Here is a 14877-nt window from a genome sequence, read left to right as displayed (position 1 = left end):
TTACATTAATTGTAATCAACATATAGGGCGAATAGGTCTACGCTCCTTTTCCTAAGCCAGGAGGACCTGGCCGTTTTTATGTCAGATTTTAATGTGCTATCATAAAACTTTTTATTTAGTTTATAATAATACGTTCTGAAAGTACCATTTATATTGTAAAATGAAATTAAGATAAAAATGAATGGACAGGAGAGATCACGCTTCGATTATGCAAATGAAAAACCTGTTTCAAAGCAAAGGATTTCAGAGGATAGTTGTATTAGGGTTACTTGTGCTCATCTTATATGGGATGAAAAGTATGTTTAATTTAATTTTAGTTACATTTATTCTTACGTATTTGATGGATAGATTTCAAAAATTTATTTCTCGCAAGATGGAACATTTCTTACCAATTAATCGGAAAATAATTATTGCATTTTTATATGCAGCATTGATTAGTGGAATCGTTATTACATTATACAAATATGTACCAGTTTTATTGGTGCAAATTACGCAACTTGTGTATCAGTTTAATGTATTTATACGAAACCCACCTGATAATGAGATAATTAAATATCTAGTTTCTGCAATTGACCACGTGGAATTTTCGAAGTATGTGAATCAAGGCGTTGATATTATTTATAGTTCACTAACAAATGTTTGGAAAGTAAGTTTGCAAATTTTACTTTCACTTATTTTAAGCTTATTTTTCTTGTTAGAAAAGTCAAGAATTGTTATGTTTACAGCGAAGTTCAAAGAGAGTAGACTAGCTATTTTCTATAATGAAATTGAGTATTTTGGAAGAAAATTTGCTCGTTCATTTGGAAAAGTGATTGAGGCGCAATTTCTTATTGCGATTGTAAATTGTGTGTTATCAACTATTGCGCTTTGGTTTTTAGATTTTCCGCAACTACTCGGACTAGCTTTAATGATCTTCTTGCTGGGGCTTATTCCAGTCGCAGGTGTCATTATTTCGCTGTTTCCACTTTGTATAATTGCTTATAACACTGGTGGTATGGTGTATATTTTATACGTTTTAATTATTGTAGCAGTCATTCATGCGATTGAAAGTTACTTCTTAAATCCAAAGTTTATGTCAGAAAAAACAAATTTACCTATATTTTATACATTTATGATTTTAATTTTCTCTGAACATTTTTTAGGTGTATGGGGATTGATTATAGGGATTCCAATTTTTATGTTTTTACTCGATGTGTTAGATGTAATAAGTGACGAGAAAGAGGAAACGGTAAATGAGAAATAAAAAGCATCTATTTTGATGCTTTTTTATTTATAACTTATATTTGTATATGCCATACTGTAAGAAAAGATAGTGGGGTGAAGAAGTGGTTGTAAACGAAAAATATGAATTTGCAACATTTGCTGGGGGATGTTTTTGGTGCATGGTATCGCCATTTGAGGAAATGGATGGCATTATAAAGGTTGTATCCGGATATACAGGCGGCCATAAAGAAAATCCAACATATAAAGAAGTTTGCAGAGAGACAACCGGGCACTATGAAGCAGTGCAAATTACGTTTGATCCAGAGCGTATGCCATATGAGCAATTACTTCACTTATATTGGCAACAAATTGACCCAACTGATGTTGGAGGTCAATTTCATGACCGTGGACAATCATATGAAACAGTCATTTTTTATCATAGCGAAGAGCAGCGTAAAGCCGCAGAGGTGTCTAAACGTGAGTTAGAAGAAAGTGGACGCTTTTCGAAACCGATTGTCACGAAAATTTTACCAGCTGCAACATTTTATCTTGCGGAAGAATATCACCAAGGCTATCATAAGAAAAACTCATTTCGATACGCGTTATATCGTCAAGGTTCAGGGCGTGATGCGTTTATCAAAAAATATTGGCCAAAGGATAATACGCATTTAAAGGGAAAGCTTACTGACATGCAATTTTATGTTACGCAAGAAAATGGAACAGAACCACCCTTTCAAAATGAATATTGGGACTATAAAGAGGAAGGTATTTACGTTGATATCGTGTCAGGAGAGCCTCTATTTAGTTCGTTAGATAAATTTGATAGTGGTTGTGGATGGCCTAGTTTTACAAAACCAATGTTATCAGCAAGTATGAAAGAAAAAATAGATGTCAGTCATAATATGACGAGAACGGAAGTACGTAGTAAAGAAGCAGATTCTCATTTGGGGCACGTATTTCCAGATGGACCGGGACCAAATGGTTTACGTTATTGTATTAACTCTGCTGCACTGCGCTTTATTCCTAAAGAGGATTTAGAGAAAGAAGGGTACGGGGATTTTCTTATCCTGTTTAGACGCTAAAAAATATAACAGCCTGTTCCGCTCGCTTTATTTTCGGAACAGGCTGTTATTACATCTGGTGCGATCAATGATTCGGAAATCTCCGGTATCTTTTCGGATGTAAATATTTGATATGCAATGTAAAGAACATTGAATTTTACACGTTTATATATACCTATATTGACTTATTGATTACTGCTATGCAGAACAAGGCATGACCTGCACTTGCTTTTAAAACCCTCGCATGTGGTAGGAAAAGGTCCTGATCGCTTCTATACATAGCCAGTCCTTCCCAGGCCATTTTAAAAAATGCTTTTCTATCGTTTTTTTCTCACATATTGATGAATCATATAGATTCCATAGCTTTGAATAATGAAGAAGCTAGGAATAATAAAATATCGATATCTTGTCTGTATCTCTATTAAAAAATGCACAGCTATATATCCGATAATAAGTAAGAGAAATAATGTATATTGAAGGTTTTTCTGTTTTGTGAAAAGAAGGGATAATAATCCTATCACACCAAATAACATAGTTGCCATATACACATATTTTTCATACTCCATGGATGTATCAATTAATTCTTTTTTATTTAATTGATTTAGACTCCAGTAACCAGCGGAATCAATATCACCCCACATAGAGGAAAATTTATCTCCAAAGAGTGTGAATAGCTTTTCTTTGTCTGCAATTCGCTCTTTAATGAGTTTTATTTCGATTGCTTTTCGTTCTTCGCCTATTTCCAGACTCGTAATTTTTTCAGCATCTGACATTGAATATGTTCCTGTTGTTTCGGAATTGAATCCTATGACAAATTTCCAAAGAGGATCACGATTAGATAAAGGATACTTTGTAACTCCTGTAGCAATGAATATAGAGCTTACAATATAATGCACAGCATAAAAGACAACAAGAATACCAATAAGTTTCTTTGTTGTAGTAAACATTGTTTTTTTATCTTTTCCAAGAAATTCATGAATGAATAGATAAATGATAACAGCTAATAAGATGAAACTACCTAAAGGGCGCATGATATCACCAAATGCTAGTGCAATTCCGACAAAGATCCAAGTATATTTATTGTGTAAGCTTACTAATAAATAGAATCCTAAATAAAATAAAAATGTTGCAAGGTGTTCATTGGTTAAAACTGAGCTCATCATAATACTTGGAATATAAAAGGCATATAATAGTCCGGCTATACGTCCAGCCCACTCATTAAAAATTTTGCTTGTAATGCCATATACGCATAGTGTAGTTCCCGTACAATAAAGAACATTTAACAACTTTAAAATAAATATATGGTTACCGAATAATTTGATGACGAAAGCTTGATACATCGTAAATCCCAGTTGATACACCCATGTTGTAAAGTATGGAGAACTTGAAAAGCCATAGTTACCGTGAGCGGCTTGTACAGCCGCTTCATACATTAATGCGAAGTCAGATTCAATTGGTGTTGGGATTTTTAAAATCCAAATGAATCGAGTGATAAACGCACAAATTGTTAATAAAATAATAAATATAGTTTTTGAAAAGTATGTATTACAAAGATAGGTTAGCAGTATTAACAAAATCATGCTGATAATTATAATGGGAGCACTAATAAGTGTCCGAACGAATAAAGTTTCTTTAACAGTTAAATAAGAATTCCAAATAGAAAAAGCAAAGATAAGTAAGCACAAAATTACGAGGCACTTTGCTAACAATGAACTGAAACGATTCCATTGTATGTTTAACATGATTCGGTCCCCCCTTGTTGAATAGAATGATTATACAGGAATAAAGCGTACTATTTATCGTGTTTAAGAACTCGAAGTTTTACTTTATCCCGCTATTCGTGGGCAGTAAGCCCGATTGGTGAGGGCTAATAATCAGTGGGGGATGAAGAAAACCCCCACTGATTAAAGTCTCACTTTATAAGAATACAATTTTTTTTAATAAGGTAAAATGATTTTCAGGAAGAAAAAATAATAAAATATGCCCCTTGTTTTAGACAAGGGGCATGTTTTTATCTCGTTATTTCCGATTGGTTAAAGCTTATTGTTGAGCTGCTTGCTCTGCCCATTCTTCTACGTTCCAAACTTTTGTAATCCAACCTTCATAAAAATCAGGCTCGTGGCAAACAAGAATAATTGTACCTTTATATGCTTTCATAGCACGCTGCAGTTCTTCTTTAGCTGTCACGTCAAGATGGTTTGTTGGCTCATCAAATAATAGCCAGTTACTTTCTGTTGCCATTAATTTGCATAAACGAACTTTTGCTTGCTCGCCACCACTTAATTGGCTCAGTGGACGAGAAATATGTTCATTTTTTAAGCCGCATTTCGCAAGCATTGCACGTACTTGATGCTGGTCCAAGTTCGGGAACGCATTCCATACATCATCAATTGGTGTAATATTTTCAGCCTTAACTTCTTGTTCAAAATAAGCAGGCTCTAAGAAATCACCAAGGCTAATTTTTCCGCTTAGTGGTTTAATTTTTCCAAGGATCGTTTTGAGTAATGTTGATTTTCCGACACCGTTACATCCAACAATGGCAATTTTTTCACCACGTTCAATCGTCATTGTTAATTTCGGTAATAGAGGATGCGTATAGCCGATCTCTACGCCTTCTCCTTCAAAGACAAAACGACTGCTTGCACGGCATTCTTTAAAAGAAAACTCCGGTTTCATAGCAGTTTCTGGACGATCAATGCGTTCCATGCGATCGAGTTGTTTCTGACGACTTTTTGCACGTCCAGTTGTTGAGTAACGCGCTTTATTTCGCGCAATAAAATCTTCTTGCTGTTTAATGAATTCTTGTTGTTTTTGATATGCGTTTAAATGTTGGTTTTTGTGCAGTTCTGCTAGTTCTAAGAACTTTTCATATGTTGCTGTATAACGTGTCATTTTTGAAAATTCAAGATGGAAAATAACATTTACACATTTGTTCATAAACTCTGTATCATGGGAAATTAAAAGGAACGCATGAGGATATTCCTTTAAATAGTTTGTTAACCATTGAATATGTTCAACGTCTAAATAGTTAGTTGGCTCATCGAGTAATAGTACTTCAGGTTGCTCAAGTAATAGCTTTGCAAGCAATACTTTCGTACGTTGCCCACCACTTAGTGCCGCAACATCACGATCTAAGCCAATTGCATCAATTCCAAGACCACGTGCTGCCTCTTCAATTTTAATATCTAATAAATAAAAGCCGCCTGCTTCAAGTGCATCTTGCACTCCCGCCATTTTTTCAAGTAGTTCTTCTAATTCTTCTGGCGACGCTGTTGCCATGCTTTCAGCAATTGTATTTAATTCTTTTTCTTTTTCAAATAAAGGTAAAAACGCATCTGTTAATACATCACGAATAGTTCGTCCAGGTGTTAAAATTGTATGTTGATCTAGGTATCCATAGTGTGTACCAGGTGTCCATTCTACACGTCCTTGGTCATGAATCAGTTGTCCTGTAATAATGTTCATAAATGTTGATTTACCAACACCGTTTGCACCGACTAAACCAACATGTTCTCCCGCTAGTAAACGCATTGATACATCTTTAAATAGTGTACGATCACCAAAAGTATGACCTAGTTTTTCAACTGTTAATAAGCTCATATTGTCCTCCACCCTGTTTGAAATATATAAAACCATTTTAATTTTTCAATATAAAAGTTACTGATACGCAGCATAAAAAATGACCTGCATTCACTTTCTTTAGCCCATGCATGGTCAGATGCTCTCACTTACCTAAAAAAAGACGCTTTAGGTAGGTTTTTTAATTTCGATTTATAATAGTATCTTGAATCATGATACTAAATTCTTAACTATAATGCTATCTTTTATCTTTGAATTATCATGTATTCCTTATGAAAAGGGGGCTGTAACTTTATGGAATTTCCTTATTGCAACAATGTAAACGATAGTTGCGCCTTTGAAAAAAAGAGCAGCTGTCCAATACAGGAACAGTTGCTCTTTTTCTCCCTCTAATCAGTGGGAAATCATGAACACACCAACTGATGGTTCATTTAACTTTATTTAAAATATCCTCTAACAATCCCTTTTAAGCGATTGGTATGGAATTTTCTTTTATCGTTAGAGATGTTTTGCATCGTACGGAACGAGGCAGCGGCAATGGCACGTAAAAAGTAAGGAAATCCATAATGTAAGCGAATGACTCTTCCGAAACCACCGGCATAGGAAATTGCTCTGTTTAATGATTGCTCATTAATGACCTCTTCTTTTACTGGATGATATACGAAAAGGTCTTTCTTAAATAAACCTGTATATCCATTCTTCATACCGCGAAGTACAAAATCGGTTTCTTCACCAGCTCCGTAAATTGTTCCTGCTCCAACCCCTAAGTCTTCATCAAACGTTCCCACATCTTGTACGAACTGTTTCATAAAGAAGAGGGCAAAGGAAGGGCCCATGAATCCGTATTTGTTATTTAAAATAATATCTGTTTTAGGAGCATGTATTAAAGAGCCTGTCCCTTCTACATTTGTTGTGTTGGTAGAAATAAAATGAATGTTTTTATTTTGTTTAAACGTGTATTGAATGCTTTCTAACACATTCGTTTCATAAATACAGTCGTCATCTGGAAAAGCGATAATATCACCATCAGCTACTTTTAATCCTGTGTTCCGCGCACGGGAGAGTCCTTTGATTGGCGTGTATATATAATTGATTGGAAATTTTTCTTTATAGTCATCAAATAAATTAGAGATCGGTGTATCGTTTTGATCGACTACAATGAGTTCAAAGTCTTTATATGTTTGTTTTTCTAATGATTTTAGTAAATCTATAATATCATCACGTCTGCCGCAAGTCGCCATGATTAAAGAGAATTTCAATCGGAACAGCTCCTTTAAAGAAGTTTCATTCGCTTAAACATGCAAGATGGTGTTTTGTTACTTACACTATTTTTTCTTCAGTTTTTCTTTCACTTTATCTAAAAGCGTAAACAATATCTCATCTTTTGTTATCAATAAAATCAATGCATATACACATCCGCAGGTGATGATTGTAACTAGAACAGAAAGGATTTTCCCTGAAATTGTTATACGGATGAGATATGATAATGGTACAAATGTAAGTGAATAGAAGAGATATTTTAGTTTCGACATATCGAATAATGTGTAATTTACTTTTAGTTTCTTTTTTACATATATATATTCCAGTATAACTAGCAAGCAGTATGAAATCGTAGTTGTAAAAATTGCTGTTGTCGGTGTGAATACATGAAAGACGATTAGCGAGATATTTAAAATAAGGTTTAGAAAACCACCAATGAATAAAAAACGTACTAAAATGTTTTCTTTCTTTTTTACGTAAATAATTTGATTCGATAAGATGGATTCGATACCTATTGCAATCATGTATAATGCAAAAGCAACTAACGTGTTACCAGCGTTAGCAAATTCATTTCCTCCGTAAATAACAACAGCTCCATGAGCGATAAGCATTAAGCCAATAGATGCTGGGAATAATGTAATAAAGTACACTTTTGAGATTTTATTTAATAATGATTCATACTCTTTTTCATCTGCATTTCCTGATAAATAAGAGAGCCGTGGAACTGTAACTTGAATTACACTTAACATAAGTGTATTAATAATCGTCATAATTTGAAAAGCCATTACATAGTAAGCAAGTTCGGATTTACCAGCATACTCTCCTAATAAAAATCGGTCTAATTGTGTATACAGGATACTTGCATTTGAAAAGATAACAACTAAAAATAATGGTTTTATATGTCGAACAATGGTTATGTTAGAAAAATCGAACTTAACTTGACGTTTTACATATATAAAACTGATAAAATGGTTTAAAAATGTTGATAAAACTAATAAACTTGCATATTGTTTATAATCATTTGCACCATGAATGAAAATGAATAGAAGGACAACATAAATGAGACGAACAATAACTGTTTTTTTCGCAATGAAATCATAATTTTCATGTGCCTCATTGTACCATTCTACATAAAATAAACTTGAAATAAAGTTGAATCCAAAAATAAGAAGGACAGGAAACTCCTCTTTATTTTCATATCCAATGTAACTAAAAAGTAAAAATGCGATTAAAGCAAGGATACTAGTTGTAAAGTTAATAAGATATAAACTTGTAAATAATTGTGAAGTTTTTTTCTTATTGTTTTTTACTAAGCTAATTTCGCGTAAGCCATATTGATACACACCAAATGTAGCAAAAACAAAGAAATAATTAAAAATTGTTTCGCTAAGGTTAACTGTTCCCATTGAATGAGACCCGAGCATTCGATATGCATATGGTCCTACTAGAAGTGGAAGGATAATATTAAAGGTGTTGAGCAATAGTTTATAAAAAACATTTGATACAATTGATTTTTGCATAATTTCACCTTTCATTGATAGTTCTTAAAATAAAATGCTTTTGCGTTTCTATTGAAAGGAATTCAACATTGGAAGCTAAATTTGTATTTAAGTAATTACGGATATAAGTTTACCGCAGATAAACTTTGTAAAGCAACTGTGGATTCTGTTATTCATTGCATTAAAAATAGCAGATAAGAAAGTTTCGTATTTTCATAAATAAAAAACGAAGCTGACCCAAAAGGTACATAAGTGTCTTTTGAAGTTAGTTTTTTTCTGTTATCAACCGTTCTTTGCAATACATTGGCGATTCGCTGAGCTGAATCATATTGAAAAGTGAAAGGAGCTGACTTTTTAGTCAGCTCCTTCTATATAAGAATAAAGAGGTTGTGAAATTATACACTCCATGGTTTTTGAATTGTTAGTACTTCGGCCATTTCTTTACTCTTTAATCGGTTCATTTTTCGTTTTTCTGCACGCTCTTCACCCGTGTTATATAACCAGAGTTCTTCTTCTGTTTCAGCTATTACACCCGGTACAGAGGCTGGTTTTCCACTATTTAATGCGACGAAAGTGATGAAGCAAGTTGCAGCAATGCGGCGTTCTCCGCCTAATAAATCCTCTGCAACGATTTTTACAAATACTTCCATAGAAGATCTTCCTGTATAACAAACGAATGCTTCATAGCAAACAGAATCGGTTTGATGAATTGGTGTTAAGAAGTCAACAGAATCGATAGAAGCAGTTACACAATGCTGACGGCTATGGCGTGCAGCGGCGATAGAAGCAATGCTATCAATTTCTGCTAATAATTTTCCACCAAATAATGTTTGATGGTTGTTTAAGTCATTTGGGAAAACCCGTGTTGTTTTTATCGCCCTGGACTCTCTCATAAATTTCTTTTCCATATTATCTACTCCTGTTTCGTTTGTTCTCATGATATTCATCAGAACTTAATTTATTTCGTCTATCATTCATTATGAATAATAGCCGGAAGTTTCTCTGTATATAGATTGTAGTGTAAAAGAGATTTCGCTTACATTGCAAGGAGAATATATGACGTTAATAACTTTGTCATAGAAATAGGGTACCAGTATTCTCATTATTCATGATAAAATCGTTTTGTTACAAATACGAAGTTAAGGGTATAGATACCTATTAACAAGAGAAAAAAGAGGTGCGATAGAATAAAGTTATGGACAAGATGCAGATAGGTTTTTCAGCTTTTTTTTACAAGGTAGTAGTTGGACTCATGTTCCTCTTTTTTGCATATTCCTTTTGGTATTCTTTTGGAGAGGTAAAAACTGTTTTTGATGTAAAATCTTCTAGTTTAGCGATTGTAGTAGGTGTTTGTATCATTTTACTTTTGCTGACTACCTCTATTTTACAACATCGATTTACGGATAAACAATTTGTTATTTTTCTCATTTCTGGTACTGTGTTACTCCGGTTTCTATCCATTGTGTTAATGAAAGCTCCAATCGAAAGTGATATGAATGTGATGTATGAAGCTGCTAAACAAGTTGCACAAGGAAATACTATTTTTAGCAGTCTAGAAACTGTAGTTCAATCTCCTTTTATTATGTACGAATCCTTTTTAATTCGCTTTTTCGGAGATGCAACGTTTGTCTTAAAGGTATGTAATGTTTTATATTGCGGAGCTACCGCTTATTTTATTTATCAGCTTGCTTCAAAACTATTTCATGAAGAATGTGGCCGAATTGCAGCGGTATTATACGCTTTGTATATTCCTAATATCATGCTTTGTTCTGTGTTAACGAATGAGCATTTGGCAACATGTTTATTTTATTTTGCTTGTTACTTACTTATACATAAAGGATTAAGTCATTCGTATATGTGGGGAGTCGCCGTTGCTTTATTTGCTTTCAGTAATATGATTCGTCCATTAGGCTTATTTTTAATTATAGTTCTTGTTTTGTATCTTGTATTAGTAGAAGTTTTGCAAAGTCCAGATAGAAAAGGAATGTTGATTAGACTAGTAGGTGTATGTGTTATATTTTATGGTGTTCATTACGCAGTAAGTTATGCACTTGGAACATCAAGTAATTCGCGATACACTTTTACAAACGAAGGGTATATTCAATCTGTCCTAGTAGGAGAAAATGAAAAAAGAGCAGAACAAGAGAAAAAACAATATAATATGGATTTTATAAACAAAAAGTTGAATAAAATAGAGAAGGATCGTTTTTCTTCTATTCAAATGAGTTTAGGAAATCTAGAGAAACAAGAAATGAAAAGCACCTTTATAAAAGGTGGATATTTTATATACATGATGATTACGATATTTACGGCAATCTCTATGTTACATCTTCTAGTTCAAAAACAGGGAAATAGAAATTATATGCTGTTTCTACTCATAATTGCGAGCCATTTGTGTACAAGGTTTATGAACATGCATATTGTATATGAGGGTGTATTAGTCCCAAGTCTATTGATATTACAAAGCTATGGGATATATGTGATAAATCAGTATTGTCAAAAACTATTTTTTAAAAAGTAAAACTCCTATGATGCACTCATAGGAGTTTTTATGTCATTCTTTTTATGAAAATAGATCAATGACCTTTATTAATTTTTGCATGCGTTTTAAAAAAGACTGGAAAATGCACATTATAGATAAAAGTTACTACACGTATAACAAATGTTACGAGTAAACAAATATAGAAAGCTAATACGTGTGACCCCATCTCATAAGTTATAAGAAAACTAATTGCACCTAAAATGGAGGCAATGGCATAAATTTCTTTACGAAAGACATATGGGATATCTTGAGCACACATATCACGTAAAATCCCACCACCAATACCTGTAATGACTCCCATAGAAACAACTAAGAAAGAACCATCCATATGATGAGTAATGGCCGCATTTGCACCGATAGCAGTAAATACGCCTAAACCAACAGCGTCTGAAAGCATAATAACAACTTGTAACTTATGAATCCGTTCGAAAAACATACAAGTAAATAGTGCTGCTAAGATACTAATAAAAAAGTAAATTGGTTGAACAAATGCAACTGGAGGTAAGTTTCCAATCATAACATCTCGAATGATCCCACCGCCAAGTGCTGTTGCCACAGACAAACAAAGGACACCAAATAAATCGAGTTCTTTTTTTAAACCTACTAATGTACCAGAAATGGCAGCTGCGATAATACCGAGAAATGTAAATACATCAATTAAAAACATCGCTCCGATCCCTTCCTTCTAAAGATGTTCCAAGGAAAGAATATACACTAAAGTTATAAAAATAACAATTGCTGTTTCGCTACATGTAAAAAAAGTGAAGGAATAAGGAAAGAAAGCGTTTGAAAGTGTCGTTTTCAAAGTTAATACAATGGATATGAGGGAAAATGACGCCATCAAGGATTTTATGATTCAATTAAAATCCCATCTAGTCCATTAAGAACTTATGCTATAATAGGTATTTGGAACGAAGCAACTATATTTATAGGGGGTAAAGATGTTAAATCACAATAGTTTAAGTTATAAATTTGAGCAATTTCTATTGATTTTTATTATATTACAACCAATTATAGATTTACTTACATCGTTTTGTATTTTAGAGCTCAAAATTGATGCGACGGTTGGAGTGATAACGCGTTTATTTGTTATGGCTCTTGGTGGTATTTATATTCTTACACAAGCCCGTATAAAAGAAAATCGAAAATATATTATCTATTTACTTGGGTTAGGAATTGTCCTTGGATTAGGATTTTTAAATAACAAAATGATTAAGAATCCGATGTTACAAATGGAAGATCTTAAGTTTATAGCAAAGGCGTTATATCCATTTGTGATGATAAGTTGCTATATTCTCGTATTTAAGTCATTAAAGACGAAAGAAGCAATGCATACAAAAATGAGAAATTGTGTAGCATATGCAGCTCTAATTATAAATGTAACGATGGTTGCAGCTATTGCAACTGGAACGGATTATAATAGTTATGAATATTTTAAAGAAGGCTCTCGCGGCTGGTTTTTTGCTGGGAATGAACTGGGATCAATTTTAGCAATCATATGTCCAGTGGTTATTTTATATTCTATTGAAAAAACAACAAGTTTAGCAAAAAGCTATTTTTGGATTCCGTCTCTTTTAATCATATTTTCATTGTTTGCGATTGGTACAAAGGTAGGGGCCGGGGCTATTGTCTGTACAGTTGTTATTGCTGTTTTTATGTGCTTTATACAAGCGTTTTTACAACGAAAAGAGTTTAATAAAAAGTCGTATTTGTTAAATGGTTTAATTGCAACAGTTATATTGGCAGGAGTAGCAGGATATTTTCCGTTCTCACCGATATATGGAAATACAGGGATTCATCATCAAGTATTTGAAAAAGTACAAGAGGAAAAAAAGCAACAGAATAACCATGTGAAACAAGAAGAAACGGTAAAAGCGAAAGAGGAAGAGAAAAAGGCTGAGACACAAGCTCTTATTTTTAGTGGGCGTGAATTATTTATGAAAACGTATGAGGATTTTTATAAACAAGCACCTATGTCTCAGAAGTTACTTGGTATGGGGTACGGTGGTAACTTCAAAGATGCCCCAAAATTAATTGAGAGAGATTTCCATGATTGGTTTTATACTTTTGGAATTATCGGTTTCATTTTTCTTATGATTCCGTTTTTGTATTATGGTTTAAGAATTCTAATAGTATTAATAACAAGGTTCCGTGAAATATTTACAGTTAAGTACGCATTGTTAGCTGCAGGTCTTGGATTAGCATTAGGAATTGCGTTTACAGCAGGTCATGTGTTAACGGCACCAGGAGTAAGCATTTATTTTGTCGTATTATTAGCATATTTAATCGTTGATTTAGAAATAGAATAATGGAAAAATAAGAGCTAGCAATATGTTAGCTTTTATTTTTTGCTATATAAAAATCCCTTTCTTTTTGGGTGGACGAGAGTGTCTGGTCATGTGTAGGTGCGATGTTCAAACAAAGAGAGAAAGACAGTAGTAGAGTCTTTTTGTCTGTATAGCCGCAATCTATATGTTAAAAAGTAAAAACGAGAAAATATATTGAATGGAGGAAAAAAGATGAAAGTGTTACATATGAATGCTGGAGCAGAAACAGGCGGCGGAAAAACGCATATTATTTCACTTTTATCGCAATTCCCAAAAGGTGTAGTAGAATTAGCGGTATTTGAAGAAGGTGTAATAGCAAGCGAAGCGAGAGCATTAGGGATAAAAGTACATGTTTTTTCACAATCATCTCGTTATGATATATCTATTCTTTCAAAAATACGTTCTTTTATTAATAAAGAAGGTTTTGATATTGTGCATACACACGGTGCAAGGGCCAACTTTTATCTGTCTTTATTAAGCAGAAAGATAAATGCTAAATGGGTTACAACTATTCATAGTGATCCAACGCTAGATTTTATGAAGCGCGGTTTAAAAGGTTGGGTTTTTACAAAGTTAAATTTACGTTCGTTTAAGAAAGTTGATTTATTTTTTGCTATTACAGAGCGTTTTAAGATGAATACGGTAACGCTTGGTGTACCAGAAGAGAAAATTTGTACAATCTATAACGGAATTGAATATGATCGTACGCCGGCCAAGCCTTATGATGTAAAAGAGAATTTTGATATACAAGAAGATGTATTTACAGCAATTCAGGTAGCCCGTTTACATCCTGTTAAAGGGCATGAAATATTATTTGAAGCGTTGCAAAATATAACAATTCCCAAAATGAAAGTGCTGTTACTTGGTGACGGGCCAATTGAGAATGAATTAAAAGAAGCAGTGAAACAAAAAGGGTTAGAAGATAAAGTTCTATTTTTAGGACATCGTGCAGATGCAAAGAATTTATATGCCGCAGCGCATATCAATTTATTAACATCGTATAGTGAAAGTTTCCCCCTTGTTTTATTAGAAGGGGCAAATCAGCGTTTAACTTCTATTGCTACAGATGTTGGTGATATGTCACAACTGATTGTTGATGATACATATGGCTGGATTATTCCAATTGGTGATGCTGCGGCGCTTGCTCGGGCGTTAGAAGAGGCATATGAAAAGTGGAAAAATGGTGAATTAGTAGAGATGGGTGAGCGATTATATACCCATGCGTCTTCTCATTTTTCATTACGGAATTTATATGAAAATACGTATGAAGCGTATGAAAAGGTTTTGTCCCGCATTAACGGGCAGTAATACTCCCACCTCAAAATTCGGCAAAAGCATTGTCCAGCTCCAGCGGCTAGAATCTCCGGTCGTTTCGCCCCCTCGGACGAGGCAAAAAGCGCCTCTCT

The 14877-nt window shown here is 33.7% G+C and carries 11 protein-coding genes; 5 read left to right on the top strand and 6 right to left on the bottom strand.

The window, feature by feature from the left end:
* Positions 1–208: 208 nt before the first annotated feature.
* Positions 209–1243 carry an AI-2E family transporter gene (locus tag BM211_RS17170; RefSeq protein WP_035434554.1) on the top strand — a complete coding sequence of 345 codons (1035 nt, stop codon included), beginning with the start codon at positions 209–211 and terminating at the stop codon, positions 1241–1243.
* Positions 1244–1325: 82 nt separating this feature from the next.
* On the top strand, positions 1326–2285 hold the full coding sequence (gene msrB, locus BM211_RS17165; RefSeq protein WP_035434553.1) for a peptide-methionine (R)-S-oxide reductase MsrB: 960 nt from the start codon (positions 1326–1328) through the stop codon (positions 2283–2285).
* 296 nt (positions 2286–2581) lie between these two features.
* Here msrB and BM211_RS17160 read toward each other — a convergent pair whose 3' ends face one another.
* The 5 genes from BM211_RS17160 to BM211_RS17140 form a co-directional block, all read right to left on the bottom strand.
* Complete coding sequence (locus BM211_RS17160) at positions 2582–4006, bottom strand: glycosyltransferase family 39 protein (protein ID WP_090998717.1); 1425 nt, start codon at positions 4004–4006, stop codon at positions 2582–2584.
* 298 nt (positions 4007–4304) lie between these two features.
* Positions 4305–5864, bottom strand: a complete 1560-nt coding sequence (locus BM211_RS17155) for an ABC-F family ATP-binding cassette domain-containing protein (RefSeq protein ID WP_035434549.1) — start codon at positions 5862–5864, stop codon at positions 4305–4307.
* 416 nt (positions 5865–6280) lie between these two features.
* Positions 6281–7102 (bottom strand): glycosyltransferase family 2 protein, encoded by an 822-nt coding sequence (locus tag BM211_RS17150; protein WP_035434547.1) that lies wholly within the window; start codon positions 7100–7102, stop codon positions 6281–6283.
* A gap of 66 nt (positions 7103–7168) precedes the next feature.
* Positions 7169–8623 (bottom strand): oligosaccharide flippase family protein, encoded by a 1455-nt coding sequence (locus tag BM211_RS17145; RefSeq protein WP_090998715.1) that lies wholly within the window; start codon positions 8621–8623, stop codon positions 7169–7171.
* Positions 8624–8997: 374 nt separating this feature from the next.
* On the bottom strand, positions 8998–9510 hold the full coding sequence (locus BM211_RS17140) for an acyl-CoA thioesterase (RefSeq protein ID WP_090998713.1): 513 nt from the start codon (positions 9508–9510) through the stop codon (positions 8998–9000).
* Between the two features lie 287 nt (positions 9511–9797).
* On the opposite strand from BM211_RS17140, the gene BM211_RS17135 reads away from it, so the two are divergent.
* A complete protein-coding gene (locus BM211_RS17135) occupies positions 9798–11123 on the top strand; it encodes a glycosyltransferase family 39 protein (protein WP_090998711.1) in 1326 nt (441 codons plus the stop codon).
* Between the two features lie 55 nt (positions 11124–11178).
* On the opposite strand, the gene BM211_RS17130 is transcribed toward BM211_RS17135, so the two are convergent.
* Positions 11179–11811, bottom strand: a complete 633-nt coding sequence (locus tag BM211_RS17130) for a trimeric intracellular cation channel family protein (RefSeq protein ID WP_035434541.1) — start codon at positions 11809–11811, stop codon at positions 11179–11181.
* A 274-nt stretch (positions 11812–12085) separates the two neighbouring features.
* Here BM211_RS17130 and BM211_RS17125 point away from each other — a divergent pair, with 274 nt between their 5' ends.
* Both BM211_RS17125 and BM211_RS17120 read left to right on the top strand, forming a co-directional pair.
* Positions 12086–13453 carry an O-antigen ligase family protein gene (locus tag BM211_RS17125; protein WP_035434540.1) on the top strand — a complete coding sequence of 456 codons (1368 nt, stop codon included), beginning with the start codon at positions 12086–12088 and terminating at the stop codon, positions 13451–13453.
* 210 nt (positions 13454–13663) lie between these two features.
* The gene (locus BM211_RS17120; protein ID WP_035434539.1) at positions 13664–14779 is read left to right on the top strand and encodes a glycosyltransferase; all 1116 of its coding nucleotides are present in this window, start codon (positions 13664–13666) and stop codon (positions 14777–14779) included.
* Positions 14780–14877: the final 98 nt, after the last annotated feature.

Source organism: Bacillus sp. 491mf (assembly GCF_900112415.1).
Lineage (GTDB): Bacteria > Bacillota > Bacilli > Bacillales > Bacillaceae_G > Bacillus_A.
This window is presented reverse-complemented; position numbering and strand designations above follow the sequence as displayed.

Excerpts from the sequence above, each read along its gene's own strand:
- BM211_RS17155 (WP_035434549.1), bottom strand. The coding sequence starts at position 5,864 with ATGAGCTTATTAACAGTTGAAAAACTAGGTCATACTTTTGGTGATCGT.
- BM211_RS17145 (WP_090998715.1), bottom strand. The coding sequence starts at position 8,623 with ATGCAAAAATCAATTGTATCAAATGTTTTTTATAAACTATTGCTCAAC.
- BM211_RS17125 (WP_035434540.1), top strand. The coding sequence starts at position 12,086 with ATGTTAAATCACAATAGTTTAAGTTATAAATTTGAGCAATTTCTATTG.
- BM211_RS17170 (WP_035434554.1), top strand. The coding sequence starts at position 209 with ATGCAAATGAAAAACCTGTTTCAAAGCAAAGGATTTCAGAGGATAGTT.
- BM211_RS17135 (WP_090998711.1), top strand. The coding sequence starts at position 9,798 with ATGGACAAGATGCAGATAGGTTTTTCAGCTTTTTTTTACAAGGTAGTA.
- BM211_RS17140 (WP_090998713.1), bottom strand. The coding sequence starts at position 9,510 with ATGGAAAAGAAATTTATGAGAGAGTCCAGGGCGATAAAAACAACACGG.
- BM211_RS17120 (WP_035434539.1), top strand. The coding sequence starts at position 13,664 with ATGAAAGTGTTACATATGAATGCTGGAGCAGAAACAGGCGGCGGAAAA.
- BM211_RS17160 (WP_090998717.1), bottom strand. The coding sequence starts at position 4,006 with ATGTTAAACATACAATGGAATCGTTTCAGTTCATTGTTAGCAAAGTGC.
- BM211_RS17130 (WP_035434541.1), bottom strand. The coding sequence starts at position 11,811 with ATGTTTTTAATTGATGTATTTACATTTCTCGGTATTATCGCAGCTGCC.